23 protein-coding genes and 1 tRNA gene are annotated in these 25,150 nt (G+C 65.4%); 11 read left to right on the forward strand and 13 right to left on the reverse strand.

Going from position 1 to position 25,150, the window contains the following annotated elements; all coding sequences use genetic code 11:
- Positions 1 to 72: 72 nt before the first annotated feature.
- From B2W55_RS16240 to B2W55_RS16270, 7 genes are read right to left on the reverse strand one after another with little or no spacing between them, the layout of a single operon-like run.
- On the reverse strand, positions 73 to 1,212 hold the full coding sequence (locus tag B2W55_RS16240; protein WP_024580684.1) for a PLP-dependent cysteine synthase family protein: 1,140 nt from the start codon (positions 1,210 to 1,212) through the stop codon (positions 73 to 75).
- A complete protein-coding gene (locus tag B2W55_RS16245) occupies positions 1,209 to 2,048 on the reverse strand; it encodes an IclR family transcriptional regulator (RefSeq protein WP_024580683.1) in 840 nt (279 codons plus the stop codon). The genes B2W55_RS16240 and B2W55_RS16245 overlap by 4 nt, the downstream gene beginning before the upstream one ends.
- Before the next feature lies 1 nt (position 2,049).
- Positions 2,050 to 2,898, reverse strand: coding sequence for a VOC family protein (locus B2W55_RS16250; RefSeq protein WP_024580682.1), 849 nt, complete (start codon positions 2,896 to 2,898; stop codon positions 2,050 to 2,052).
- A gap of 3 nt (positions 2,899 to 2,901) precedes the next feature.
- Positions 2,902 to 3,627: an aspartate/glutamate racemase family protein gene (locus B2W55_RS16255; RefSeq protein WP_043855509.1), complete on the reverse strand. Its 726-nt coding sequence runs from the start codon at positions 3,625 to 3,627 to the stop codon at positions 2,902 to 2,904.
- A complete protein-coding gene (locus B2W55_RS16260) occupies positions 3,624 to 4,514 on the reverse strand; it encodes an ABC transporter permease (RefSeq protein WP_024580680.1) in 891 nt (296 codons plus the stop codon). Before B2W55_RS16260 ends, B2W55_RS16255 begins: the two co-directional genes overlap by 4 nt.
- Entirely contained in the window at positions 4,511 to 5,299 is a 789-nt protein-coding gene (locus B2W55_RS16265) for an ABC transporter ATP-binding protein (protein WP_024580679.1), read from the reverse strand. The genes B2W55_RS16260 and B2W55_RS16265 overlap by 4 nt, the downstream gene beginning before the upstream one ends.
- A gap of 5 nt (positions 5,300 to 5,304) precedes the next feature.
- Complete coding sequence (locus tag B2W55_RS16270) at positions 5,305 to 6,273, reverse strand: ABC transporter substrate-binding protein (RefSeq protein ID WP_024580678.1); 969 nt, start codon at positions 6,271 to 6,273, stop codon at positions 5,305 to 5,307.
- Positions 6,274 to 6,361: 88 nt separating this feature from the next.
- On the opposite strand from B2W55_RS16270, the gene B2W55_RS16275 reads away from it, so the two are divergent.
- Genes B2W55_RS16275 through B2W55_RS16285 form a run of 3 tightly spaced genes read left to right on the forward strand, consistent with a single transcriptional unit; the run spans position 6,362 to position 9,696 of the window.
- Positions 6,362 to 7,369 (forward strand): zinc-binding dehydrogenase, encoded by a 1,008-nt coding sequence (locus B2W55_RS16275; protein ID WP_024580677.1) that lies wholly within the window; start codon positions 6,362 to 6,364, stop codon positions 7,367 to 7,369.
- An 18-nt stretch (positions 7,370 to 7,387) separates the two neighbouring features.
- On the forward strand, positions 7,388 to 9,214 hold the full coding sequence (locus B2W55_RS16280) for an AMP-binding protein (protein WP_024580676.1): 1,827 nt from the start codon (positions 7,388 to 7,390) through the stop codon (positions 9,212 to 9,214).
- 2 nt (positions 9,215 to 9,216) lie between these two features.
- Positions 9,217 to 9,696 (forward strand): PaaI family thioesterase, encoded by a 480-nt coding sequence (locus B2W55_RS16285; protein WP_063830187.1) that lies wholly within the window; start codon positions 9,217 to 9,219, stop codon positions 9,694 to 9,696.
- Positions 9,697 to 9,968: 272 nt separating this feature from the next.
- Here B2W55_RS16285 and B2W55_RS16290 read toward each other — a convergent pair.
- Positions 9,969 to 10,043, reverse strand: a tRNA-Gln gene (locus B2W55_RS16290).
- 220 nt (positions 10,044 to 10,263) lie between these two features.
- Here B2W55_RS16290 and B2W55_RS16295 point away from each other — a divergent pair.
- The 4 genes from B2W55_RS16295 (at position 10,264) to B2W55_RS16310 (ending at position 15,123) form a co-directional block, all read left to right on the forward strand.
- Positions 10,264 to 12,042, forward strand: coding sequence for an acyl-CoA dehydrogenase (locus B2W55_RS16295; RefSeq protein WP_024580674.1), 1,779 nt, complete (start codon positions 10,264 to 10,266; stop codon positions 12,040 to 12,042).
- A 445-nt stretch (positions 12,043 to 12,487) separates the two neighbouring features.
- Entirely contained in the window at positions 12,488 to 13,891 is a 1,404-nt protein-coding gene (locus tag B2W55_RS16300) for a TadE/TadG family type IV pilus assembly protein (RefSeq protein WP_024580673.1), read from the forward strand.
- 9 nt (positions 13,892 to 13,900) lie between these two features.
- A complete protein-coding gene (locus tag B2W55_RS16305) occupies positions 13,901 to 14,458 on the forward strand; it encodes a TadE/TadG family type IV pilus assembly protein (protein WP_024580672.1) in 558 nt (185 codons plus the stop codon).
- A gap of 11 nt (positions 14,459 to 14,469) precedes the next feature.
- Positions 14,470 to 15,123, forward strand: a complete 654-nt coding sequence (locus tag B2W55_RS16310; RefSeq protein ID WP_024580671.1) for a TadE/TadG family type IV pilus assembly protein — start codon at positions 14,470 to 14,472, stop codon at positions 15,121 to 15,123.
- An 88-nt stretch (positions 15,124 to 15,211) separates the two neighbouring features.
- Here the strand turns inward: B2W55_RS16310 and B2W55_RS16315 are convergent, their stop codons facing one another.
- Entirely contained in the window at positions 15,212 to 15,913 is a 702-nt protein-coding gene (locus tag B2W55_RS16315) for a VOC family protein (RefSeq protein WP_024580670.1), read from the reverse strand.
- Positions 15,914 to 15,994: 81 nt separating this feature from the next.
- Positions 15,995 to 16,663, reverse strand: a complete 669-nt coding sequence (locus tag B2W55_RS16320; RefSeq protein ID WP_024580669.1) for a hypothetical protein — start codon at positions 16,661 to 16,663, stop codon at positions 15,995 to 15,997.
- A 182-nt stretch (positions 16,664 to 16,845) separates the two neighbouring features.
- Here B2W55_RS16320 and B2W55_RS16325 point away from each other — a divergent pair, with 182 nt between their 5' ends.
- Together B2W55_RS16325 and B2W55_RS16330 are read left to right on the forward strand one after the other, a co-directional pair.
- Complete coding sequence (locus B2W55_RS16325; RefSeq protein ID WP_024580668.1) at positions 16,846 to 17,733, forward strand: LysR substrate-binding domain-containing protein; 888 nt, start codon at positions 16,846 to 16,848, stop codon at positions 17,731 to 17,733.
- A 25-nt stretch (positions 17,734 to 17,758) separates the two neighbouring features.
- Positions 17,759 to 18,322: a DinB family protein gene (locus B2W55_RS16330; RefSeq protein WP_024580667.1), complete on the forward strand. Its 564-nt coding sequence runs from the start codon at positions 17,759 to 17,761 to the stop codon at positions 18,320 to 18,322.
- Between the two features lie 28 nt (positions 18,323 to 18,350).
- Here B2W55_RS16330 and paoC read toward each other — a convergent pair whose 3' ends face one another.
- Genes paoC through paoA form a run of 3 tightly spaced genes read right to left on the reverse strand, consistent with a single transcriptional unit; the run spans position 18,351 to position 22,179 of the window.
- Positions 18,351 to 20,555, reverse strand: coding sequence for an aldehyde oxidoreductase molybdenum-binding subunit PaoC (gene paoC / locus B2W55_RS16335; RefSeq protein ID WP_024580666.1), 2,205 nt, complete (start codon positions 20,553 to 20,555; stop codon positions 18,351 to 18,353).
- Between the two features lie 2 nt (positions 20,556 to 20,557).
- Entirely contained in the window at positions 20,558 to 21,508 is a 951-nt protein-coding gene (locus B2W55_RS16340; protein ID WP_024580665.1) for an FAD binding domain-containing protein, read from the reverse strand.
- The gene (gene paoA / locus B2W55_RS16345; RefSeq protein WP_043855529.1) at positions 21,505 to 22,179 is read right to left on the reverse strand and encodes an aldehyde dehydrogenase iron-sulfur subunit PaoA; all 675 of its coding nucleotides are present in this window, start codon (positions 22,177 to 22,179) and stop codon (positions 21,505 to 21,507) included. The genes B2W55_RS16340 and paoA overlap by 4 nt, the downstream gene beginning before the upstream one ends.
- Before the next feature lie 306 nt (positions 22,180 to 22,485).
- Between paoA and B2W55_RS16350 the strand changes: the two genes are divergently transcribed.
- Together B2W55_RS16350 and B2W55_RS16355 are read left to right on the forward strand one after the other, a co-directional pair.
- Complete coding sequence (locus B2W55_RS16350) at positions 22,486 to 23,247, forward strand: crotonase/enoyl-CoA hydratase family protein (protein ID WP_024580663.1); 762 nt, start codon at positions 22,486 to 22,488, stop codon at positions 23,245 to 23,247.
- 79 nt (positions 23,248 to 23,326) lie between these two features.
- Positions 23,327 to 24,997: a bifunctional metallophosphatase/5'-nucleotidase gene (locus tag B2W55_RS16355; protein ID WP_029879008.1), complete on the forward strand. Its 1,671-nt coding sequence runs from the start codon at positions 23,327 to 23,329 to the stop codon at positions 24,995 to 24,997.
- The last annotated feature ends 153 nt before the right edge of the window (positions 24,998 to 25,150 follow it).

Below are 25,150 nucleotides of genomic sequence, written 5' to 3' on the forward strand. Positions count from 1 at the left end.
GGTAGCTTCCGATGTCGATGCGGTGAAGGCATCCGCGGGGGACCAGGTCGACGCTCTCGCGAGCGTACCCTGCTAAGCGCAGGGGTCTCCGGATAGAAAGCTTTCAATACACCGCTCGTAGGGCGCAAGTTCGAGACCCTGTGCCGCGATCCACTCGTCGTTGTAGTAGCTCTGGAGGTACCGATCTCCCCCGTCGCAAATCAACGTCACCAGTGATCCTCTTTCGCCCGCCCGCAGCATCCGCGCTGCAACAAGGCACAAGCCGAAGAAATTGGTGCCGGTCGACCCGCCCACCTTGCGACCAAGCCGGTGTGACAGCACCCGCATCGCGGCCAGTGAAGCCGCGTCGGGAATGCGGATCATCTCATCGATCACCTCGCTGAGGAACGACGGTTCGACCCGCGGCCGTCCGATGCCTTCGATACGCGACGGTCGCTCGCCGGTTACCTCGCGATCGCCATGGCGGTACGCATCGAAGAACACCGAGTTCTCGACGTCGACGACACACAGGCGCGTGCTGTAGCGCCGATAGCGGATATAACGGCCGATGGTCGCCGTGGTACCGCCGGTGCCGGCACTCATCACGATGACGGCCGGCACCGCGTGCGGTTCGCCGCTCATCTGCTGAAAGATCGACTCGGCAATATTGTTGTTGCCGCGCCAGTCGGTCGCACGCTCGGCAAAAGTGAACTGGTCGAGATAGACGCCCTTCAAGCGCTCGGCGAGAGCAGCAGCCTCAGCATAGATCTGCGCGGGATGCTGCATCAGGTGACAGTGTCCGCCCTGCCGCTCGATCGCCTCGATCTTCTCGCGCGAGGTGCTCGCCGGCATCACGGCATAGAACGGCAGGCCGAGCAGCCGCGCGAAGTAGGCCTCGGACACCGCGGTCGAGCCCGACGAGGCCTCGACGATCGGCGTGTCGCCGCGGACGCGGCCGTTGCAGATGCCATACAGGAATAACGAGCGGGCCAGGCGATGCTTGAGGCTGCCGGTCGGATGGGTCGATTCGTCCTTCAGGTAGATCGACAGCCCGCTCAGGGCGGGGACATCGAAATGCAGGAGATGGGTGTCCGCCGACCGCCGCTGGTCGGTCTCGATCAGGGCAAGCGCCTGCGCCGCCCAGTTACGATCGACGGCGGAGGGGAGCGCCCGCTCGAGACCAGCACCAGTTCCGCCCGACAATAGGGATTCGATATGGAGGTCATCGCTCATTTCTGGCTCACGCGAGGTGTACCGGAGAAACACAATTGCCGCGACACCTGCGCCGCGGCTTCGACCAAAGCCTGCACGGCGGAGTCGGTAGCGGTCGCCTGCCGGTCGGGGCCGGCGATGGCAAGCACAGCCACGAGTTCGCCCTGGGAATCGAACACAGGAGCCGCAGCACCGCGGATATTCTCGACGAAATGGCCCTTGAGCCAACCGAAGCCGGACTTGCGCACCTTGGCCTTGACCGCATCGACCGAGCGCCGTCCTTCCGGCGAGGCAAGAAACCCGGCGCCGAGTTCGCGCTCGAGCCGCGCGCGGGTGTTGTCCTCGGTCAGATAGGTCAGGAAGACATGCCCGGTCGCGGATGCGAACAGCGGAAACACCGTGCCGAGACCCAGCGACGTGACACCGATGCCGCCGCCCCTGAACCAGCGCACCACCGTCGGTCCGCCATCGCCCCAGACGGTCAGGGTGCCGCCTTCGAGCGTCTTGGCCACCAGTTCCTTGAGCGCCGTGGTCGCGAGATCGATCGCCTCGACGCGGGCAAGTGCAGCGAGGCCTATCCTCAGGGAACGCGAGCCGAGATCATAGAGCCCCGTCGCATCGTCCTGGGTCGCAAGACCACAGCGCACGAGACTAACGAGGTAGCGGCGCGTCTGGCTCAGCGACAGTCCGGCGCGGCGCGCCGCCTCGCCCAGCGTCAACGGCCCCGGACTGTCGGCAAGGACGTCCAGGACCGCAAACCCGATCTCGACCGACTGGATGCCTTGAACCCGATCGGCGGCCGAGGTCCGCGCCGCGGCTGCCCGCCCGCGTCCCGTCGGCTTCGTCTTTCTTGCCATGCTAGCGCCCGCGCTGTCGGAAAACGATCAGGTTTCCAAAGCCGATTTCCGGGTCGATGTAAACGATGTCGCCGTCGAGGCGGTGACGAATCTTGCCCTGCTCGAGGCATGCTCGCAGGGCCGCGATCGATTCCACCACGATCTCATAACCGAGATAGCGGGCCTCTGCGCCCATTAACGCGCCGCCGGTGCCGAAGCGCGCCTGGGCATCCCCGGGCGACAGCACGTCGAGCCAGACCTGTCCCGGGCTTGGACGCAGGTGCTGTCCGCTGGCAAACAAGCCGCTGAAGCTGTCGCGCCAGCGAGCCGGATCGGCCGCTACTGCGAACACGCCTCCGAAATGCTGCGCGGTGTTGGCGTGGGACAGCCAGCCCTGACGCAAATACAACCCGACGTCATAGTAACGGCAGGCATTGAAAGCGAGCGGCGCATCGACGGGCAGGATCACGTCGAACTCCGGAAATACGGACTCGCCGGGCGCGATCACCCATTCGCGGCGGACATGAACCGGCTGTCCCGCGTCGAATCCGGCGGCAGCCATCACGCGCTGGGCCGCGGCGGCATCGCGGGCGCCGAGTACCATCGACTTGACGCCCTGCTCACCCGACAGCGTTCGCGCCATCGCGGGTGGCAGTCGGCTGCGATCGTGCGACGCCATCAGTTCGATATAGTTGGCAAACCCTTCGGTCTGCGGCTGCATCAGCACGAGGTGGTTGGAGATGCCCATCGGCTCGATGCGGCTGATCGGCGACAGCGTGAACCCCATGCGATGGAACAGCGACGCGGCGACGTCGAGGTCACGCACGTAAGTCAGCAGGTGGTCGATTTCGGCGATGGGATGGTTGGCCATGGTTCACTCGCAGATGTGGTCGAAAATGTCGTCGATATGCAGCGCGACGGCGTCGATGACCGGCAGCTCGATCGTCGCGACAGGAAGCAGCAGGGGGAGTTCCGTGCAGGCCAGCACGATGGCGCGAGCGCCGCGGTCTTGCAGCGTCAGGCTGACGTCGGCGAGCGTGTCGCGGCCCGCGGCATCGCCGCCATCGACCGTGAGGATCCGCTGGATCAGGTCATCGATGCGCGCCTGTGCGACCTCGTCCGGAAACAACAGCCGTCGGCCGTCGTCGAGACGGCCGCGGGCGGCTCGCGAACCACATGTCAGGGCGGTGCCGAGCACGCCGACATCGACGAGCCCGTTCGCCCCTAGTGTTTCCGCCACCGCCGACAGCACATGCGGCACGGGCACGTCGACCGCGGCGGCAACGGCGCCGTGCCAGTGATGAGCGGTGACCGCAGTCAGCGCGATCACCTCGCAGCCGGCGTGACGCAGCCGGCGCGCCGCATCGGCCAGACGCGCCTCGATCGCGGCCATGTCGCCGCGGGAAGCGAACGACAACAGCTCTGCATAGTCGAGGCTCTCGATCTGCCCAACGACCGTGCCGTGAGGGCCGAATATCCGCTCGGCGGCGCAGTTGAGCCGCTCATGGTAGAGCGCGGTCGATCGCCAGCTCATGCCGCCGATCAGGCCAAGGCGGCGACGCTGCCTCCGTCCGTCCCATGTCGCCTGCGCCGTGCTCATGTCCCGACCGCCGGCCTCGTCCGCCCGGTCAGCAGCGGCAGTCCGAGCGTGATCAGGACGAAAGCCCCGGTCAGGAACTTGAGATCAGACGGATGCAGTCCGGTCGCGAGCCCCAGCGAGACGAGCTGGTAGTAGACGATCGAGCCGACGACAGGCGCGATGATCTGTCGCTCGATCGACGCCTGGCCGACGATCGCCTCGCCGATGATCAACGCCGCAAGCGCGTTCACCAGGATGCCGAAGCCCATCGTGACGTCGGCGTAGCCCTGCTGCTGGACCACCAGCGCACCGCCGAGCGCCGCGAGACCGTTGGCGAGGCCGAAGCCCAGTACGACATAGGTGCGCGGCGAAATGCCGAGCGCCGGCGACAGCCGCGCATTGGCGCCGACGCAGCGCAGCGACAGCCCCATCTCCGTACGATAGAAGCCGATCAAGGCGAGCACGACCGAGCCGACGAGGGCGGCGAACACCGCCACTTGCGGCCAGTTGCTGAGCAGGATGTCGGGGGTGATCGCGTCGTAGACCGACAGCTCCGGCGCCACCGAGCGGTTCGGCATGCCCATCGCCCGCAGATCGACACTCCAGATCATGGTCGCCACCAGGATTCCGGCAAGCAGCGATGGAATGCGCAGGCGCAGATGGATCAGCGCCGTCGCCGCGCCGGCGAGAGCGCCCGCGGCCACCGCAAACACCGTACCTGCCCACGGATTGAACCCCGCCGTGATCAGCGCGGCGGCAACGCATCCGCCGAGGGGAAAGCTGCCCTCCACGGTCAGGTCGGGCAATGACAATGTCCTGAACGGAATCATGATGGCGATGGCGACGAGACTGTAGACCAGGCTCTGCACCAGCGTGACCGGCACGAGATTGAGAAAGACGCCGATCATCGTGCACCTGCTCGCGCCAGGACGATGCGATCGTCGGTGAGATGGAAGCGCGCGACCAGATCGGCGACCGTCATGGCCGCCTTCTCCTCACCGATATCGGCGACGATATGCCCGGCATCCATCATCACGATACGCGACGCATACGACAGCGCATGCTGCATGTTGTGAGTGACCATCAGCGTGGTCAGGCGCCCTTGGCGCACCAGCGCCGCGGTCGCTTCCATCACCAGTTCCGAGGTCCGTGGATCGAGCGCAGCGGTATGTTCATCGAGCAGCAGCAGCTTCGGTGGCCGCAATGTCGCCATTGCCAATGCCAGCGCCTGGCGCTGGCCGCCGGACAGACTACCGGCCTGAGCGTCCAGGCGGTTTTCGAGGCCGAGCCGAAGTCCGGCAAGCGCCGCGCGGAAGTCATCGAGACGGCTGCGCGTGACCGCGCGGCGCAATCCGCGCCCGCTCGCGCGCATCAGGGCCAGCGTCATGTTCTCTCCGACCGTGAGCGAAGGCGCGGTGCCGATCATCGGGTCCTGGAACACGCGTGCGACGACGCTGGACCGGCCGTGCTCGGACATCCGCGTCATATCGGATCCGTCGATCATGATCCGACCGGCATCTGCGCTCAAGGCGCCGCCCAGGAGATTGAGCAGCGTGCTCTTGCCAGCGCCGTTGCCGCCGATCACGGCGACGACGTCCGCCGCTGCGACCTCGAGATCGAGGCCGGCGATCGCGATCTTCTCCGATGCCGTCCCGGCATTGAAGACCTTGCGTAGCCCGGAAGCGACGATCATCGATCTCAATCCACGAGGCAGTTGCAAGCGCTGAGCGCCGGCGGCACCTGAAGCCCGAGGACGGCGAGCTTGCGGCTGCTGATCATCGGCACGTGCTCGGCAGCGGTCGCGCGATACGGCGGGATGGTCGCCGGATCCGTACCTTTGAGAATGCGCGCGGCGATCCGCCCGGCCGCCTCGCCCGATTGGGCGAACGACACCGCGAATGCCGCCAGCGCGTAGTTCTGCCGCACCGCATCCGGAATGGACGTGATCACCGGAAGCTTGGCACGATCGGCGGTCGCCGAGATCGCCGCCATCCCCTGCTGGATGCGTCCCGATGCCACGGTGAACAGCGCATCGACCTGCCCGACCGCCGACTGCACCCGCTGCGACAATTCATTAGGGTTATCGACGCCGATCTTGACGATCGTGACGCCGCTGCCGGAAGCGGCCGCCTCCATGCCGTCGACGGCCGCCTTCGAGCTGTCGTCACCGGTGTCGTAGAGCACGCCGAGACGCTTCAGGTTCGGCAACAGCCCCCTGAAGAAGGTGAGACCGGCTGCGTAATCGAGCGCGACGGAAGATCCCGTCATCAAGCGATCGCCCCTGTCCCACGACGGCACGAGCTTGGCGTGCACGGGATCCGCGATCGGCATGAACACGATGGGAAAGCTGCGCGACCGCAGCTGATTGCGCGCGGCGATCGAAACCGGGGTTGCCACCGTCACCATCAGATCCGGCTGCGCACCCGCAAGGCGGGTCAACATCTGCGGAATCAGAGCGGCGTCGAAATTGACGTTGGTCTCGTCGAACGTCACGTCGCGGCCTTCGGCGAAACCGCCTTCGGCAAGCCCCTTCTTGAAGCCGGCGATCGTCTCGTTGAGCGTCGGATGCGGGCCCCATCCGGCGATCGCAACCCGCCTGCTCTGCGCCGACGCACCCGACGTCACGACGCCGGCGATCGCCAGCGTCAACATGACACGCTTCCACATGACTTTCCCTCCGCCATTCCCTGTATTGCATATTGTGCAATCATATGCAGGATATGCAAGAGGATTTGTTGAGCGGATTGAGGCGCAAATGAAGGCGGTCTTTTTCGAAACGCACGGCGACTTGTCAGTTTTGCAGTATGGCGACCTGCCGCGGCCCGAGCCTGCACCCGGCTGGGTCCGCCTGCGGGTCCGCGCCTGCGGTCTCAATTACCTCGACATCTTTTCCCGGCGTGGCATGCCCGGCATCAAGGTCGAATTGCCGGGAGTCACCGGCGGCGATTGTGCCGGCGTGATCGACAAGCTCGGGGACGGCGTCGAAGGCTGGACGGTCGGCGAGCGTGTGCTGCCGGTGTCGCATCACGTCGACTGGAGCACTGGCCAGTTCGAGATGCTCGGCGAGACGCGCAATGGCGCGATGGCCGAGTACTGCACGGTTCGCGCCAGCCAGTTGATGCGCATCCCCGACGACGTCCCCGACGAAAAGGCTGCGGCACTTCCTTGCGCCTACGGTACCGCGCACCGCATGTTGCACACCCGCGGACAGATCAAGGCCGGCGAAACCGTACTCGTGCTCGGCGCGTCGGGCGGCGTCGGAACCGCTTGCGTGCTGTTGGCGAAGCTCGCCGGCTGCAAGGTCATCGCCGCCGCGGGCAGCGACGACAAGTGCGCACGGCTGCGCGACCTCGGCGCCGACGAAACCATCAACTACAGCGCCGTCAAGATCGACAAATATGTCCGTGAAACGACCGGCAGCCTGCTGCGCGGCGGCGGCGTCGATGTCGTCGTGAACTTCACCGCGGGCGACACCTGGGCGCCATCGATGCGCTGCGTCAGGCGTTTCGGCCGGTTGTTGTGCTGCGGGGGCACCGGTGGCTATGCCGCCGTCACCGATATCCCCTACCTGTTCATGTCGGAAATGAGCATCATCGGTTCGACCGGCTGGGACCGCTCGGATCAGGAGGCATGCCTTGGCCTTGTCGCGCGGGGGCTGCTCGATCCGCCGATCGATCGGGTATGCGCGCTGTCGGACGGCATCGCCGCGGTGCGTGCCATCGAGGAGCGCGCCGTTGTCGGCAAGGTCATCGTGAAGCCCTGATCGGAAGAAGGTGACAGGATGAACAGCCCCCCTCACCGCTTCGCGACGGCTGCCGACGTCGCGGCGTTCGCCGCAGTCCCGCTTGCGCAGCGGATCGCTGGCCGCGACATCGTCGCCATGATCACATCGCACGCCGATTGCGATGGCGAGGCGGATGCCATTGAGTACATTCCTTCAGGGCGCGCCGGCGATGCGGTTGCCACGACGTCGCGGCGACAGCTGTGCGACGGCGCACGCGCCATCGCCGTGCGGCTGAAGCAAGCCGGCGTTGGCCCTGACGACGTCGTGGCGACGCTGCTGCCGAATGGTCCGGCGACCGTCGCCACAGCGATCGCCGCCCTGGCCGTGGCAACGCTCGCGCCGATCAACCTCTACCTCGAGCCAGCGCAGGTCATGACGCTGATCGCAGAGAGCGGCGCCAGGGTGCTGCTCGTGCCGACCGACCCGCCACCGGCACTGGCGAAGATGCTGGCGACATTGCGCGCGGATTGCGAGCAACGGGCAATCGCGCTGATCGAGATCGACACGGCACGTCTGCCGGTCGCACCTGCCGATGCTCCGCCGCTGCGGTCGCGGGCACCGCAGGACCAGGTCGCGCTGTTCCACACCGGCGGAACGACCGGCCTGCCGAAGTTCGTACCGCTGACCGCACACAATCTCGCGGCTGCGGCGCTGATATCCTGCTTCGGCTACGGCTACGCCGCGCGGGATCGCGTGCTATGCGCGATGCCGATGTTCCATGTCGGCGGCCTGTTCGCCTGCTCGTTGTTTCCCCTCAGTGCCGGCAGCAGCATCCTAGTCCTCGGGCCGCTCGGCTATCGCGGCGAAGGCGTCGTCGCGGCGCTCCCGGCGACCATCGCCGACCATGGCGTCAGCGTGGTCGTCGGCCCGCCGACGGTCATGGCGCAACTTGCCGCCAACCTGCCCGATCGCGCCGGCCTGCCCCACCTCCGCCTGCTGATCAACGGCGCGGCGGCCTTGCCGCGCGCGGTCGGCGAACGCCTGAACGATGGCCTCGGCGTTCCCGTGGTCGAACCGTGGGGCTTGACGGAGGCGACGCTCGCCGTCACCAGCGGCCCCTGTCACGGCGTCAATCGACGGGGCTCCGTCGGGCTGGCGCTACCCTATTGCGAAGTCCGCGCCATGCGGACCGACGCGAACGGCCGTGCGGTCGGCGATGCCGGCGACGACATCGGCGTACTCGCGATCCGTGGCCCTACGGTGTTCTCCGGCTATCTCAACCGACATGCAGGCGAGCAGCCCTTTTTTTCCGACGGCTGGCTCGACACCGGCGACCTCGGCCGTGTCGATCGCGACGGCTTCGTCTGGGTGACCGGACGTGCGAAGGAATTGATCAAGCGCGGCGGGCACGGAATCGATCCCGGCATGATCGAGAATGCGCTCGCGGCACACGACAGCGTCGCCGTGGCGGCAGCGGTCGGCAGGCCCGACGCCTATGCCGGGGAAATTCCGGTGGCCTATGTCCAGTTGCATCCGGGTGCTGCCGCAGATGAAGCGGAACTGCTCGCCTTCGCATCGCAGCGCATCCAGGAGCGCGCCGCGATCCCGAAGGAGATCATCATCCTTCCGCAACTGCCGGTCACCGCCGTCGGCAAGGTGCACAAGCAGCCGCTCAAATTGGATATCACGCAACGCGTCGTCGAACGCCTCATCCACGCCATCACTGGCGCCGACCAGATGGCCTCCGTCGCCATCTTCCCTCATCCGCGCCACGGTTTCCTCGTTCACGTGCGCGCTGCTGCGCAGCACGTACAACCGATCGAGGACGCACTCGGCGCATTCGCGTTTGCCTTCGAAGTTACTCCCGCCAACAAGGTCTCTTGATCATGCTCGATGTCGATGCATTCCGCCGCATTGTGGAAACGGCCGCCTTTCACCAGTTCATCGGGCTGAAGCTCGACCGGGCCGACGATGTCGCCGGACTCGTGGTGCTGCGTCTGCCCTATAACCCGGCGCTCAGCATCTTCCCCGATGCCGGCGTCTACCATGGTGGCGTCATCGCTGCGCTGATCGATGTCGCCGGTGCGGTCGCTTGCGGCCTGAAGACCGGACGTCCGACCCCGACAGCGAACTTCCGCGTCGACTTCCTGAAATCGCCGGCGAAGATCGATCTGATCGCCACCGGACGGCTGGTGCGAGCCGGCAAGGCGTTGTCGGTCGCCGACGTCGAGATCAGCGACGACAAGGGCGAGGTCTACGCCGTTGGGCGTGGCACGTTCAGCACGACCGCGTCGTTCAAGGCGATCAGTGCCGGTGCAGCAAGTGCGCTGACCGGAAACCCGCCCACGGCCGGGACCGAAAACTAGCCGCCCTTCGTGATGGAGGCCCAGCATTTACTGAGATTTCAACAACTTACGTAGGCGCCTTTGCTGCGTGCCATGGCGCGCGCGTCTGGCTCATCACGCTGTTTCGTCCGCGGTCGAGACGACCGCCATGATCGAATCGCCCCTCGCCTCGCGGCGATAGCCACGGGAACAGCGCCGCATGTCCAAATGACCGGGCAGATCCGCTTTGTGAATGGCCTCGAATCCCGCCTCGAAGTCAAGTCATTATCCCAACAAGATCATAGGCTTGTGGATGGCTGGGGCGGGAGGGATCGAACCTCCGAATGGCGGAATCAAAATCCGCTGCCTTACCGCTTGGCTACGCCCCAATGCGCCGGTCGAAGGCCACGCCGGTCTATAGGGTGCAACAAACCATTTCAACAGGGCGGCGATCGAAAACGCGCGAAAGCCACGGGATGATGCCGGCACCCTTACTATATGACGACGTTGCGATGGCCGAAACTGACCGTGGGATGTCCGCTCGGACAGTTGAGAGCCCGGTGGTTTCATGGGAAGACAATTCACAAACGCCTCGTCGGGAGTAACGCCATGACCTACCGCGCACCCATCAACGATATCCTGCTGTCCCTCAATCATGGCGCGGGGCTTACTGCCGCAGTCGAGGCAGGCCATTATGGCGATTTCGACGGCGATATTACCGCGGCCGTCCTGGAAGAGGCCGGCAAGTTCGCCTCCGACGTGCTGGCGCCGCTGAACAAGGTCGGCGACGAGCACGGCATCAAGCTGGACAATGGCAAGGTAACAACAGCGCCGGGCTGGCCCGATGCCTATCAGCGCTGGGCCGCCGCCGGATGGAACGCGGTGTCGGGGCCGGAAGCGTTCGGCGGCCAGGGCTTGCCGCTTGCGGTCAACGCCGCCTGCACCGAGATCTGGAGCGCATCGAACGTCGCCTTCGGCCTCTGCCCCCTGTTGACGCTGTCGGCGATCGAGGCGCTCGACGCCCATGGCAGCGAAGAGCTGAAGGCGATCTATCTGGAGAAGATGGTGACCGGCGAATGGACCGGCACGATGCAGCTCACCGAGCCAAATGCCGGCTCCGACGTCGGCGCGCTGCGCACCCGCGCCGAACGGGTCCCCGACGGCACCTATCGCATCAAGGGCACCAAGATCTTCATCACCTACGGCGAGCACGATATGACCGACAACATCGTGCACTTCGTGCTCGCACGACTGCCCGATGCGCCGTCGGGCACCAAGGGAATCTCGCTGTTCCTGGTGCCGAAATTCCTGGTCAATGCCGACGGTTCGCTCGGCGAGCGCAACGACATCCATGCGAGCGGCGTCGAGCACAAGCTCGGCATGCACGCCTCCCCGACCTGCACCATGACGATGGGCGACAAGGGCGGCGCGATCGGCTTCCTGATCGGCCGGGAAAACGAAGGCATGCGCTGCATGTTCACGATGATGAACCAGGCCCGCCTCGGCGTCGGCCTCGAGGGCGTCGGCATTGCCGACCGTGCCTACCAGCAGGCGCTGGCCTACGCGCAGGAGCGACGGCAGGGCAAGGCGATCGGCCACAAGGGCGACGGCATGGATCCGATCATCGTGCATCCCGACGTCAAGCGCATGCTGATGCAGATGCGCAGCATGACGGCCGCGGCGCGGACGATCTGCTACGCCACCGCGGTCGCGCTCGATGTCTCGGTGCGGGCCAAGGACGCCGCGGTGCGTGCCGATGCCGCCGCGCGCGGCGCGCTGCTGACCCCGATCGCAAAGGCATTCTCCACCGATGTCGGCAACGAGGTCGCTTATCTCGGCGTGCAGATCCACGGCGGCATGGGCTTCATCGAGGAGACCGGCGCGGCGCAGCATTACCGCGACGCCCGCATCACCTCGATCTACGAGGGCACCAACGGCATCCAGTCGATCGACCTCGTCACCCGCAAGCTCGGCGCCAATGGCGGCGCCTCGGTGTGGGCGCTGCTCGGCGAGCTCGATGCGACCATCAAGCAGGTCGAGACCTCCAACGATCCGGCGTTTGGCACCACGGGCGCCAAGCTGCGCGACGCGCATGCGGCGCTCGAGCGCACCAGCAAATGGCTGCTCGAGCGGCTTGCCTCCGCGCCGAACGATGCCCTCGCCGGCGCCACGCCCTATCTACGGCTGTTCGCCGCGACGCTCGGCGGCAGCATGCTCGCCGGCGAAGCACTGGCTGCGAAAGCCAACGGCGAGGCGGAGCCGCAACGCTACGTCGCTCTCGCCCGCTTCTTCGCCGAGAACATCTCGGTGCAGGCGCCGTCGCTGGAGAAGACGGTGACCGAGAGCGCCGACGCCGTGACCGGCGCGGATGCGGTGCTGGCCGGGTAAGGCACCTTCGGCCGTCGTTGCTGTATCGGTAGCTCGTCCGTTTGGCGCACAGCTTGCGCCTCACTCACCGCTGCCGTCCCGGCGACGGCCGGACCAGTGCGCTCGACCGGCATGGTGAACGGGACTCGCCGTTTGCCGGTTTGCTTCGAAGAAACCAATAAGTTGCAAGATCAAATCTGGCAATCTGTTGGTGTTACGGTTCTCCAGCAATGATTGGCAACAAATCCGGCGGCAAAACCGGCTTTGTAAGCTTCATGTAAGCGATCGTAAGCTTCGTGTAAGCCGGTTGCAGTTTTTCTCGAAGCACCCGTTATTCCACCAACCGTGCGTAAGCATTGCTTAACGGCTTGATCTCCAAAAACGTCAGGAAGCGCCAAATACCGCCCAACGTCGCACGACGTGTGCGGCAAATCGCTTTGTTGAACCGGTGATCAAGATGAAGTTCATGATGCGCGGCTGGGTCAAACGCTTCGTCAGAGATCGCAGGGCCAATGTGGCCGTCATCTTTGCGCTCGCCACCATACCGTCGATCTACCTGTTGGGCATGGCGACCGACTACACGCAGGCACTGCGCAAGAAGAACCAGCTGGATGCCGCGGCGGACGCGGCGGCAATTGCGGCGGTCAGACCGGCGATGCTGCTGCAAACCGATGCCGCGGCGCAGTCGGCCGCCACCGCTGTGTTCGCGTCGACAGCGAACAATGTTCCCGGCTTGACCGGGGCACCGTCACCGACCATCACCATCGTCGACTCCGGGCTTCAGCGCACCGTGACGGTTTCGTACAGCGCGCGATCGATCAACAATTTCGGCAACGTGCTCGGCAGCACGGCCTGGCCGATCAACGGCACCTCGACGGCGCGGGCGGCAAGCGCGCCCAACATGAACTTCTACCTGGTGCTCGACGATTCGCCCTCGATGGCGATCGGAGCGACCCAGACCGACATCAACAATCTGATATCCTACACCTCCAGCCAGCCATCCGCCTCGAAGAGCTGCGGCTTCGCCTGCCATGAAACGCATCCCAACCTCGACAGCGGCGCCAACTCCTCGAGCGTCGACAACCTGACCGTTGCGCGCAACAAGGGCGTCACCTTGCGGATCGACCTGGTGATCAATGCCGTCAATCAGCTGCTCGTTTCATGGTCGAACTGCCCACAGGCAGGCGTTTCGGGCGGCGTCATGCAATGCATGTCGGCCCTGAACAACACCAGTTACAAGGCGGGCCTCTACACCTTCGACTACAACTTCAATACGCTGCAATCGCCGACCAGCCCGTCAACCGCGGGCAGCGCCATCTCGAACATCCAGCTCATGACGGTCGACCATCAGAATTGCGTCATCTTCGGCAGCTGCACCACCGACTACGGCACCGACATCGAGAACGCGCTCACCAGCGTCAACAACATCATGCCCAACCCGGGCCTTGGCAGCAATCAGACGGGCGACACGCCGCAGGAGGTCGTATTCCTCGTGACCGACGGCGTCGACGACAAGATCATCTCGTTGAGCTCGTCTTGCAACGCCAACGCGACATTGCAGTCGGTGGGTTCGAACTTCCGATGCCAGCAACCGGTCGACCCGACGGTCTGCACGACGATCAAGAACCGCGGCATTCGAATTGCGATTCTCTACACCGAGTATCTCCAGCTCCCGACCGACAGCTGGTACACGAGCCATATCGCCCAGTTCAACAACCCATCCTCCTCGACCGGCCAGATCGCGCAGAACCTGCAATCATGCGCTTCGCCAGGCCTGTTCTCCGACGTTCAAACCGGCGGCGACATCTCTGCGGCGTTGACGGCCTTGTTCATCAAGGTCGCCTCGAGCACCGCCAGCCTCACGCAGTAAGAGCGCGCCGTGGTCCAAGCGAACATCCGCTCCGCAGAACGCCATCGAAACCGGCCTGCCGGTTTCGCGAGGGATTGCCGCGGCGCCACCGCGGTCGAGTTCGCGCTGATTGCTCCGCCCTTCATCGCCCTGCTGATCGCGATCGTGCAGACGTTTCTGGTGTTCTTTGCGCAAGAAATGCTCGAAGCGGTGGTGCAGCAATCGAGCCGCCAGATCCTGACCGGGCAGACGCAATCGCAGCAGGCGACGCAGGCCGCCTTTCACCAGACCGTCTGCAATCAGGTCTCGGCCCTGTTCACTTGCAGCAAGATCATGGTCGACGTGCAGGTCGCCACCAGCTGGTCCACGGCCAATACGTCCGCTCCGTCTCTGACCTACGACAGCCAGGGCAACGTCAATAACGTCTGGCAATTCAACCCGGGCAACGCCGGAGATATCGTCGTGGTCCGGGTGGTCTATTTGTGGCCGGTCGTCCTCGGTCCTCTCGGCTTCAATCTTTCGAACCAGCCGAACAATACTCGATTGATTCTCGCTACAGCCGCTTTCCAGAACGAGCCGTCCTCGTAGGAGGTGATTCCGTGACCAGCCTGTCATTTCGAGTGCGGACGTTCTGGAAGGACAGCGAAGCCCTGGCCGCGATCGAGTTCGCCATGGTGCTGCCGTTCATGTTGCTGCTGTATGTCGGCGGAATCGAGCTGGCCAACGGCATGGCCATCAACGTCAAGGTCACCGCGGCCGCGCATTCCGTCGCCGACATGGTCTCGCAGAATACCCAGGTGAGCACGACCCAGTTGCAGACCATCCTCGGCGCGTCGACCGCGATCCTTGCGCCCTACCCGACGACCAGCGGCGGCACCTCGCTCACCACCGTGACCGTTTCCGAAGTGTCCACCGACAGCAACGGCAATGCCACCGTGCAGTGGAGCCAATCGTACAACGGAGCGAACTTCGGAACGGGCCGGCCGGTCGGTCAACGGATTACGCTACCCACCTCGCTCTCCGGATCACAGAACTACAACGTCTCCTTCATCCTGGGCGAAGTCGCCTACGGCTATACGCCCAATCTCGGCTTCACGATCAGCGGCACCCTGACGCTCAGCGACAGTTATTACCTGTTTCCTCGGTGTTCGACGAACAGCCCTGCCAACGCGAACTTTCCGTATTTCGACGTCAAGCTGACGACCTCGACAAACTGCACCTGCATCCAGCATCTGCAACAGAAGATCTGTTAGCCGGCTCATCCGCGACGAGCGCGCGTCGACAGCAGCGGTCGGGCAGCGGCCCCGGGGCGTCGCAAACTTCGCGCCGCACACCCCCCTCTCAAGCGCCGGGATGACCGGACAGGCTGCCGACGACCGATGCGCGGCGCGACAGTTCGATCCAGTTGCCGTCGGGATCGAGGACCATGGAGATCCGCGCGACCTCGCCGAGCGTAACCGGCGCGAGACCCTCGCGCACGCCTCTGGCGCGCAACGCATCATGCACGGCGTCGATATCCGCGACCTGCAACGTGATGTAGCGCCAGCCGCGCGCCTGCCGGACCGGATCGATCGTCGCCGCATGATCCTCGGCAAGCAGGAGCAGGCTGCCCCCCAGGCGAAAGGCCGGTCCGCCCGACCATGACTGTCCGGCGAAGCCGAGGATATCGCCGTAGAACCTGCAATGCGCGGCGAGGTCGCGGACGGCCACGGCAACGGCGATCCCCGTGACGCCGTCATGTCCCGGCGGCACCAGGCAAACGCCGTTGCCATCGGGATCGACCATGCGCCTTGGGGCCCCGACGCCATCGCGCGCAATCAAAAGCTCGCGGTAGCCGCTCGGCGCCGCATCCGGCAGCGGCTCGACATGATGGTTGAGCTTGATCACCGAACCATGCGCGTCGTGCCGGTACTGCTTCTGGCCGCGGCGGATCGGCTGCACGTGATCGGAGCGAATGCCGGCGTCCTGCTGCCAGAACCGCAGCATCGGCTCGAGATTGTTGGTGGAGAGGCCGATGTCGATGACGTTCTTTGCCAGTTGCATCCGCCTGCCGCCCCAAGACCAAGTGTCCGCGATGGACCGAGCCAGCTATGCAGGGATCACGTCATTGCGCAAGCACCACGGTCACTTCCTGAGCAGCGGGATCTGCAGATTGGTCGGCCGGTTCTGCTCGGTGTCGAAGCCGCGACCGTCGACATTGCGGGCGCCCCAGAACAGGAGATCGCCCCTGAGATAGACTAGGTCGTATTCCATGAAGTTGGCGCCCTCCTTCAGCGCGAAGGGGGCGAACGACTTGCCGAAGATGCTCTGCGGCGCGTCCACCGTCCACGGCGCGTAGCCTGCGGAGGCGACCTTGTTGAGGACGTCGGCGAAACCCTGCGCCAGAGGCGTGACCTCATAGGCCTCGTCGGCGACGAAATCGACCTTCTGCGCGCCAGGTGCGATCGGATGCGCGCCTTGCCACTGCATGTGCCCGACGATCCTGATCCGCGCCAACGGCACCTTGCCGTAGGGATCAGCCGAGTTGACGACCACCAGTTCGAAGCGATCGGAGGGTTGATAGATAAAGCTGCGCTTGAGATAGAACGGCTTGATCGAGCCATCCGGGTTCTTGCTCGGCCGAATCTCGGGCGCGATGCTCTCCCAGTTGCCAGCAAGGGCCTGCTTGATGGTGGCGACGTCGGTATCCATGGCGCTCATCCCTGGTTGATCGCCGGAAGATTGCGCGGCAGCGCCACCCGCCCCGGTCAGCGCCAGCAGCGACGACAGCAACACGGCAAGACCGCTCCGCATGCGACAGCTCCGGCTCGGCGATGCGGGCCCTCTGCCTGCAAGGCAGACCCACACCAGCATTGCGCTTCGCTATAGACAGTACTGGCCGGCTTGAAAAAGACTTTGTAAGCTGGCCCCATGCCTGCGAGATATGGCAGGCGCATCGACAGCTACGGTCGGCATAGTGTGATTGGGAGACGGTGATGGAGCTCCGGCATCTCCGCTACTTCGTTGCCGTGGCCGATGCGGGCAGCCTGACCGTTGCTGCCGAGCAGAAGCTCCACACCTCGCAGCCGTCGCTCAGCCGGCAGATCCGCGATCTCGAGGAGGAAGTCGGTGTTCAACTGCTGAACCGCGGCGCGCAAGGCATCGCGCTGACCGCGGCCGGCAAAGCGTTTCTCGACCATGCCCGCATGGCGCTGTTGCAGGCGGAGGCCGCCAAGGAGGCGGCGCTACGCGCGGCGCAGCCGCCGAAGCCTGTGTTCTCGCTCGGCTTCCTGTCGGGCGCCGAAATCGATCTGCTGCCCGAGGTGAACCGCATTCTGCGCGACGGATTTCCCGGCATCGACATCCGCCTGTCGAGCGACTACTCGCCCTCGCTTGCCAAGGCGCTGATGCGGCGCAAGCTCGATGCCGCCTTCATGCGGATGGACGAGACCATGGAGGACATCGCCTGCAAGCGCGTCCGCACCGACCCGTTGGTGTTCGTGCTGCCGCGCGACCATCGCCTCGCGGCGCAGGCCACAGTGGCGCCGGAGGACGTCGTCAACGAGACCTTCTATCTGCCGTCCAGATCCGCGCCGGCGGTGCGCCGCGCCGTGCTGGAGTATTTCGACCGCGCCGGCGTCGATCTCCGGCCGGAGCACGAAGTGCACAATGTCGTGCACGCGATCTCGATGATCACCTCGACGCATGCGGTGATGCTGCTGCCGGCCTACACCGCGCGCTATCTGCCCGACAGCATCACCACCCGCCCGGTGCGGGGCGAGGCGCCAATGCTCGATCTCGTGATCGCCTACCACAAGGCCAACAAGTCCCCGATCCTGAAGCTGCTGCTGTCGCGGGTCGGCCGGCTGGGAGTGCCTGCCTGACTCCATCAATCCAGTGAGGACCGATATGCCGGCGAGCCTCGTTCAGACCTTTCGTGCCTTTGCCTACAACAACGCCTGGGCCAATCATCGCCTGCTTGCCGCATGCGGCGAGCTCAGCCAGGCCGAATTCGCCGCCGCGCGCACCGGGTTCTTTCCGAGCCTGCAAGCGACGCTCAATCACATCCATGTCGTCGATCTGTTCTACGTCGACGCGCTCGAAGGCGGCTGGCTCGGGCCGAGGGCTTGGGCGAACGAAGTGCCCTGCCCGTCGGTCGCCGAGCTGAAAGTCGCGCAACGCGCGATCGACCAGCGGCTGATCGTTCACTGCGACGCGCTGACGGCGGAGCGGCTCGATGAGGACGTCAAGGTCAATCGCGACACGTCAGTGCAGACCGAGCGGCGCGACCGCCTGCTGATGCATCTGTTCCAGCACCAGATCCATCATCGTGGGCAGGCCCATGCGATGCTATCGGAAACCACCGTCAAGCCGCCGCAGCTCGACGAATTCTTCGCCGCCGGCGAAGCCCCGTTGCGGGCGGCGGAGTTCAACGAACTTGGCTGGCGCGAAGCCACCGTGTGGGGAGGCTGAGAACGCGGACTCCCGCTAACGCCACGCTTCAGACCGGCTCCGGCATCTGCGCAAGCAGCTTGTCGAGCGTGATGGGATAGTCGCGCACCCGAATGCCGGTCGCATTGTAGACCGCGTTGGCGACGGCGGCCGCAACGCCGCAGATACCGAGCTCACCGACGCCCTTGGCCTTCATCGGCGACGACATCGGATCAGTCTCGTCGAGGAAGATCAATTCCTGATGCGGAATGTCGGCATGAACCGGCACTTCGTAGCCGGCGAGGTCGTGGTTGACGAACAGGCCGTGGCGCTTGTCGACCACGAGCTCTTCCATCAGGGCAGCACCGACGCCCATCGTCATCGCGCCGATCACCTGGCTGCGCGCGGTCTTCGGATTGAGGATGCGGCCCGCCGCGCAAACAGCAAGCATCCGCCGCACGCGGATCTCAGCGGTCGCGGCATCGACGCCGACCTCGACGAAATGTGCGCCGAACGTCGACTGCTGGTAGGTCTTGTCGAGATCGCCATATTCGATGCCGTCCTCGGCCGACAGTCCGTCCTCGCCCGCGGCCTCCGCCAGCGGCACGCTGCGATTGCCTGCCGTGACCTTGCCGTCGGAGAAACTGGCCTCGGCCGAGTTGAAGCCAAGCTTCTGCGTCACCGCATCGCGCAGCTTGACGCAGGCAGCATAGACGCCCGAGGTCGCATTGTTGGCACCCCATTGGCCGCCCGATCCGGCAGAGACCGGAAACTCGGAATCGCCAAGGCGGACCCTGACCTGCTCGATCGAAACTCCCATCATCTCGGCAGCGGTCTGCGCGATGATGGTGTAGGAACCGGTGCCGATGTCGGTCATATCGGTCTCGACGGTGATGACGCCGCTCTTGTCGAGACGGACGCGAGCGGCCGACTTGGTCAGCAGATTGTTGCGGAACGCGGCCGCGACCCCCATGCCGACCAGCCAGCGCCCGTCGCGCACGCGTCCCGGCTGGGCGTTGCGCGCGCCCCAGCCGAAACGCTCAGCGCCGGTGCGCAGGCATTCGGTCAGCGCGCGCTGCGAGAAGCGCCGCTCGGGTTTTTCCGGATCGACCTGGGTGTCGTTGAGGATGCGGAGCTCGATCGGGTCGATGCCGAGGCTTTCGGCCAGTTCGTCGACCGCGACCTCCAACGCCATCATGCCGGGCGCTTCGCCGGGCGCGCGCATCGCATTGCCTTCCGGCAGATCGAGCATCGCCATCCGCGTCGCGGTCATGCGGTTGGCACCGGCATAGAGCAGCCGTGTCTGGTTGACTGCGGTCTCGGGCTTGCCGCCCGGCAAATTGCCGGACCAACCCTCATGGCCGATCGCGGTGATCTTGCCGTCCTTGGTCGCGCCGATCCGGATGCGCTGGATCGTGGCCGGACGATGCGTGGTGTTGTTGAAAATCAATGGCCGCTGCAGCGCGACCTTGACCGGTCGGCCGGCAGCGCGGGCGCCGAGCGCCGCGAGCAGCGCATCGGCGCGCAGGAACAATTTGCCGCCGAAGCCGCCACCGATAAAGGGCGAATCCAGCCGGACCTTATCCCTGGGCATACCGAGGGTCTTCGCCAGGTCGGCCGCGTTCCATGCGATCATCTGGTTGGACGTCCAGAGCGTGAGCCTGTCGCCATTCCACGCGGCGATCGAGGCGTGCGGCTCCATCATGGCGTGGGCTTCGTCCGGCGTGGTGTAGGTCGCGTCGAGCTTGACCGGGGCCGAGGCGAAGGCCGCGGCGAAATCGCCGACCGCGGTGTCGGGCGGCCCGCCGAAGCCGGCGACCGGTTTGCCGGTCTCGGCGACCGCGGCGAGATCGAAGGCGCCGTCGCTGCGCGCATAGTCGACGCGCACCAGTTGCGCCGCGGCACGCGCCTGCTCGAAGGTCTCGGCGATCACCACCGCGATGGCCTGATGGTAATGCTGAATCTCCGGGCCGCCGAGCAGAAGAGCGACGTTGAGATCGCCCTTGGTCAGCTTGCCGGCGTTCTCGGCGGTGACGATCGCAAGCACGCCGGACGCGGACCTTGCCGCCGCAACGTCCATCGCGGTGATCCGTCCCTTGGCGATCGCGCCGCCGACGACATAGCCATAGGCTGCGTTCGGCGCGACGTCGTGGCGCTCATAGGCGTAGGGCGCCGTGCCGGTGGTCTTGAGCGGACCATCGATGCGGCTGACGGGCTTGCCGATGATCCTGAGCTGGTCGATCGGATTCTCGGTGGCGGGTGTGTCGAATCTCATGATCAGCCTTTCGCTTCCGCCAGCACCGCATCGAGCGTGCGCTCGACCAGCGCGAGCTTGAATGCATTCTGCTGCGTCGGCCTGGCGCCGGCGAGCAGCCTTGCGGTGACGGCCCTGGCGCCGCGCGGCATCTCCGCCTCAGCCGCCTCGACGCGCCAGGGTTTCGGCGCGACGCCGCCGAGCGCGACGCGCCCGCTGCCGTCGCGCTGCACGACGGCGCCGACCGACACCAGTGCAAAGGCGTAGGAGGCGCGGTCACGCACCTTGCGATAGATGTGCGCGCCGCCGACCGGCTGCGGCAGCACCACCGCCGTGATCAATTCGCCCGGCACCAGATTGGTCTCGATCTCGGGTGTGTCGCCCGGCAACCGGTGGAATTTGCCGATCGGAATGCTGCGCGTCGTGCCGTCCGGCCGCATCGTCTCGACCTTGGCATCGAGCGCGCGCATCGCGATCGCCATGTCGCTTGGATGGGTGGCGATGCACGCATCGCTGGTTCCGACTACCGCGTGCGACCGGCTGAAGCCGCCGAGTGCGGCACAGCCGCTGCCCGGCTTGCGCTTGTTGCAGGGCAGATTGGTGTCGTAGAAATAAGGACAGCGCGTGCGCTGGAGCAGATTGCCGGCGGTGGTCGCCTTGTTGCGCAACTGGCCGGATGCACCGGCCAGCAGCGCCCGCGACAGCAAGCCGTAGTCGCGCCGCACCCGCGCATCGGCGGCGAGATCGGTGTTACGCACCAGCGCGCCGATCCGCAGGCCGCCGTCCGGCGTCGGCTCGACCTTGTCCAGCGCAAGCCCGTTGACGTCGATCAGATGCGCAGGCGTCTCGATCTCGAGCTTCATCAGGTCGAGCAGATTGGTGCCGCCGGCGATGAACCTGGCGCCGCTGGTGCGCGCGGCCGCAGCCGCCGCCTCGCGCGCGGTGCGCGCGCGCTCGTAGGTAAAGGCTCTCATGCATCCCTCCCGGCAACCTCGGTGATCGCCTCGGCGATGTTGGAATAGGCGCCGCAGCGGCAGATGTTGCCGCTCATGCGCTCGCGCAGCTCGGCGTTGGTGAGTTGCGGCTGCGTCGTGAGATCGGCGCTGACATGGCTTGGAATGCCGGCCCTGACCTCGGCGAGGACAGCGACAGCCGAGCAGATCTGGCCCGGCGTGCAGTAGCCGCATTGATAGCCGTCATGCTTGACGAAGGCCGCCTGCATCGGGTGCATCCGGTCCGGCGTGCCGAGCCCTTCGACGGTGGTGACACTGTCGCCCTCATGCATCACCGCGAGCGACAGGCAGGAATTGATGCGGCGGCCATTCACCATCACCGTGCAGGCGCCGCACTGGCCGTGATCGCAGCCCTTCTTGCTGCCGGTCAGCTTCAGATGCTCGCGCAGCGCGTCGAGCAGCGTGGTCCGGGTGTCGATCTCGAGGGCATGCGCATTGCCGTTGACGTTGAAGGATACTTTCATCATCGCGGGGGCTCCGCTCGGGGCTGACGGACCTTGCGCGCGCACCGGACGCGGAATCTCGGTCGCAAAGGCTGGCGTCGCCAACGTGCCTGCGCCGGCGATCAAGAGTTCGCGCCGGGAAAGTTCCAGACCAATGGGACCACCAGGTCCTGGACTGCGCCTTGGCATACCGTTCTCCATCGTCGTGATGCATTCCAACTTGCAGACCGGCCGGGTGTTTCAATTCGCGTCATCACCCGGGGCCGGCACACTCGGCGACAGCTAGGCGTGCGGTGATGAACGCGTTAGGTCCCGAAATCTGCATGCACCTATCGATGGGGCTCATGAATGCATGGGGCTTGGGGACCGCCCATGCGCGACATAATTGCGCAATCCGGTCCAATTGCCGGCTGTACGGATCGCTTTGGGCTTGCGCAGGATCATGTAGGATGCCGTCACGAACCCCACCGCCCGCCGACCCCATGGAACTGGCTGATGACTGCGCATGTCATAGTGACCGACGAAGCCGCCACCCGCGTGATCCGGCTGCGCCGGCCCGAGAAAAAGAACGCGATTACCCAAGAGATGTTTCGCGCGATCAGCGACGCGATCGACAAGGCACAGAACAATCCGAAGATCCGCTGCCTGATCATCACCGGCGGCTCCGGCGTATTCACCGCCGGCAACGACATCGAGGACATGCTCGCGCAAGGCACCTCGACCGGCGAGACGCCGCCCGCCTCCGACCTGGTCCGGTTCCTGTATTCATTGGCCCATAATGTGAAACCGGTCATCGCCGCGGTCGACGGCGTCGCGATGGGCATCGGCACCACCATGCTGTTCCACTGCGACTATGTGCTGGCCAGCAAGACCGCGCTGTTCTCGACGCCATTCTCCAATTTCGGCCTGGTGCCGGAAGGTGCCTCCAGCCTGCTGATGCCGCGGACGATGGGCCACCAACGTGCCTTCGCGATGCTGGTGATGGGCCGCACCATGTCGGCCGATGACGCCCGTGTCGCCGGCTTCGTCAACACCGTGGTGGCGCCGGGCCATGCCGAGGTCGAGGCGCACAAGGTGGCGCGCGAGATCTGCGCGCTGCCGGCCGAGGCGGTGGCGATCTCGCGGCGGCTGATCCGGCTGCCGCCGGAGGACGTCACCCGCCGCATCGAGCAGGAGAACCATCTGTTCAGCGAACGGATGCGCTCCAAGGAAGCGATCGGCGCCTTCAAGGCGTTCATGGCGCGCACGAAGGATTGAACGAAGCGTCGGGATTGAAACGAAGCGTCGCAAAATTGTAGTGGCGTCGCGCCATGATCGTGTGTTCCATGGACAGGTCATGAGACAGCCCCGCCTGACATTTCTCGCCGCGCTGTGCGCGCTCGAACTGGCCGCAGCAAGCCCCAGCCTGGCGCAGGGCGCCGCGCCGGTCGACCTGCGCATCCTCGCGATCAACGACTTCCACGGCTATCTGCGGCCGCCGCCGGGCGGCATCCACATCACCGACCCCGCTGATGCGACCAAGAAGATCATGGTGCCCGCTGGCGGCTCGGAGCGGATGGCCACCGTCGTCAAGCAGCTGCGCGAAGGACACAAGAACAACATCTTCGTCGCGGCCGGCGACCTGATCGGCGCGAGCCCGTTTCTGTCGGCCATGTTCCATGACGAGCCGACCATCGAATCGCTCTCGATGATGGGCCTTGCGATCTCCTCGGTCGGCAATCACGAATTCGACGAGGGCAAGGACGAGCTGCTGCGGATGCAGAACGGCGGCTGCCACCCGGTCGACAAATGCCAGGGACCGCACCCGTTCACGGGCGCCAAATTCCACTATCTGGCGGCGAGCACCTTCGACAAGGGCACCGGCAAGACGGTGTTTCCACCCTACGAGATCAGGGAATTCGACGGCATTCCGGTGGCCTTCATCGGGCTCGCGCTGAAGAACACCCCGAACCTGGTCTCGCCGGCCGGCGTCGCCAGCCTCGACTTCCGCGACGAGGCCGAGACCGTCAATGCGCTGGTCCCCGAATTGAAGGCGAAAGGCGTCGAGGCGATCGTCGTCTTGATCCACGAAGGCGGCTTTCCCATCGGCAATTACAACGAATGTCCCGGCATCTCGGGACCGATTGTCGACATCGTCAAGAAGTTCGACAAGGCGGTCGACGTCGTGATCTCCGGCCACACCCATCAGGCCTATATTTGCGAGATCGACGGACGGCTGGTCACGTCAGGCGACAAATACGGCACGCTGGTCACCGCGATCGATCTTCAGCTCGATCCGAAGACCCACGACGTGATCAGTGCCAAGGCCGACAACACCATCGTGCGGATCGCTGGCACGGCCAAGGACCACGAGCAAAGCGCGCTGCTGGAGTCCTATGACCGGCTCGCCGCGCCGATCGCCAACCGTCCGGCAGGCTCGGTCACGGAAACCCTGTCGCTTACGCCCGCCGAGACCGGCGAGAGCGTGCTCGGCGACATCGTCGCCGATGCGCAGTTGCTCGCGACGAGCGCCGAGCCGAACGGCGGCGCGGTGATCGCCTTCACCAATCCCGGCGGCGTGCGCACCGACATCACCAGGCGCGAGGACGGCGCGGTGACCTACGCCGACATCTTCGCAAGCCAGCCGTTCCGCAACCAGCTCGTGACGATGACGCTGACCGGCAAGCAGCTCAAGGACGCGCTGGAACAGCAATGGGCCGACCCGAAGCGCCCGCGCGCGCTCCAGGTCTCCAGGGGGTTCGCTTACGCGTGGGATGCGAACAAGCCCGACGGCGCGCGCATCGTCGCCGAACGGATGTCGCTCGACGGCAAGCCGATCGACCCCGCCGCGAGCTATCGCGTCACCGTGAACAATTATCTCGCCGAGGGCGGCGACGGCTTCACGGTGTTCAAGGCGGGAACGGCGCAGCAGTTCGGCATCTACGATGTCGATGCGCTGTATGCCTACTTCAAGGCCAACAGTCCGGTCGGCCCGGCCGCAGGAAAGCGGGTCGAGCGGATCAATTGAGCAAGACGACGCCGCGGAACGTATCCCTTCCCGTCATTGCGAGCCAACGGGTTGGCGCAAAGCGCCGCCCGATAACCGGCTCCGCGAAGCAATCCATTCGACCAAGCGAGCGGAGGCATGGATTGCCTCGTCACTTCGCTCCTCGCAACGACG

The sequence above is a fragment of the Bradyrhizobium sp. UBA2491 genome (genome assembly GCF_002341725.1).
In the GTDB taxonomy this organism is placed as follows: Bacteria; Pseudomonadota; Alphaproteobacteria; order Rhizobiales; family Xanthobacteraceae; genus Bradyrhizobium.

What these genes read in the sequence shown, in the direction of transcription:
- B2W55_RS16240 (WP_024580684.1), bottom strand. Translation starts at nt 1,212, where the DNA reads ATGAGCGATGACCTCCATATCGAATCCCTATTGTCGGGCGGAACTGGT.
- B2W55_RS16245 (WP_024580683.1), bottom strand. Translation starts at nt 2,048, where the DNA reads ATGGCAAGAAAGACGAAGCCGACGGGACGCGGGCGGGCAGCCGCGGCG.
- B2W55_RS16250 (WP_024580682.1), bottom strand. Translation starts at nt 2,898, where the DNA reads ATGGCCAACCATCCCATCGCCGAAATCGACCACCTGCTGACTTACGTG.
- B2W55_RS16255 (WP_043855509.1), bottom strand. Translation starts at nt 3,627, where the DNA reads ATGAGCACGGCGCAGGCGACATGGGACGGACGGAGGCAGCGTCGCCGC.
- B2W55_RS16260 (WP_024580680.1), bottom strand. Translation starts at nt 4,514, where the DNA reads ATGATCGGCGTCTTTCTCAATCTCGTGCCGGTCACGCTGGTGCAGAGC.
- B2W55_RS16265 (WP_024580679.1), bottom strand. Translation starts at nt 5,299, where the DNA reads ATGATCGTCGCTTCCGGGCTACGCAAGGTCTTCAATGCCGGGACGGCA.
- B2W55_RS16270 (WP_024580678.1), bottom strand. Translation starts at nt 6,273, where the DNA reads ATGTGGAAGCGTGTCATGTTGACGCTGGCGATCGCCGGCGTCGTGACG.
- B2W55_RS16275 (WP_024580677.1), top strand. Translation starts at nt 6,362, where the DNA reads ATGAAGGCGGTCTTTTTCGAAACGCACGGCGACTTGTCAGTTTTGCAG.
- B2W55_RS16280 (WP_024580676.1), top strand. Translation starts at nt 7,388, where the DNA reads ATGAACAGCCCCCCTCACCGCTTCGCGACGGCTGCCGACGTCGCGGCG.
- B2W55_RS16285 (WP_063830187.1), top strand. Translation starts at nt 9,217, where the DNA reads ATGCTCGATGTCGATGCATTCCGCCGCATTGTGGAAACGGCCGCCTTT.
- B2W55_RS16295 (WP_024580674.1), top strand. Translation starts at nt 10,264, where the DNA reads ATGACCTACCGCGCACCCATCAACGATATCCTGCTGTCCCTCAATCAT.
- B2W55_RS16300 (WP_024580673.1), top strand. Translation starts at nt 12,488, where the DNA reads ATGATGCGCGGCTGGGTCAAACGCTTCGTCAGAGATCGCAGGGCCAAT.
- B2W55_RS16315 (WP_024580670.1), bottom strand. Translation starts at nt 15,913, where the DNA reads ATGCAACTGGCAAAGAACGTCATCGACATCGGCCTCTCCACCAACAAT.
- B2W55_RS16320 (WP_024580669.1), bottom strand. Translation starts at nt 16,663, where the DNA reads ATGCGGAGCGGTCTTGCCGTGTTGCTGTCGTCGCTGCTGGCGCTGACC.
- B2W55_RS16325 (WP_024580668.1), top strand. Translation starts at nt 16,846, where the DNA reads ATGGAGCTCCGGCATCTCCGCTACTTCGTTGCCGTGGCCGATGCGGGC.
- B2W55_RS16330 (WP_024580667.1), top strand. Translation starts at nt 17,759, where the DNA reads ATGCCGGCGAGCCTCGTTCAGACCTTTCGTGCCTTTGCCTACAACAAC.
- paoC (WP_024580666.1), bottom strand. Translation starts at nt 20,555, where the DNA reads ATGAGATTCGACACACCCGCCACCGAGAATCCGATCGACCAGCTCAGG.
- B2W55_RS16340 (WP_024580665.1), bottom strand. Translation starts at nt 21,508, where the DNA reads ATGAGAGCCTTTACCTACGAGCGCGCGCGCACCGCGCGCGAGGCGGCG.
- paoA (WP_043855529.1), bottom strand. Translation starts at nt 22,179, where the DNA reads ATGCCAAGGCGCAGTCCAGGACCTGGTGGTCCCATTGGTCTGGAACTT.
- B2W55_RS16350 (WP_024580663.1), top strand. Translation starts at nt 22,486, where the DNA reads ATGACTGCGCATGTCATAGTGACCGACGAAGCCGCCACCCGCGTGATC.
- B2W55_RS16355 (WP_029879008.1), top strand. Translation starts at nt 23,327, where the DNA reads ATGAGACAGCCCCGCCTGACATTTCTCGCCGCGCTGTGCGCGCTCGAA.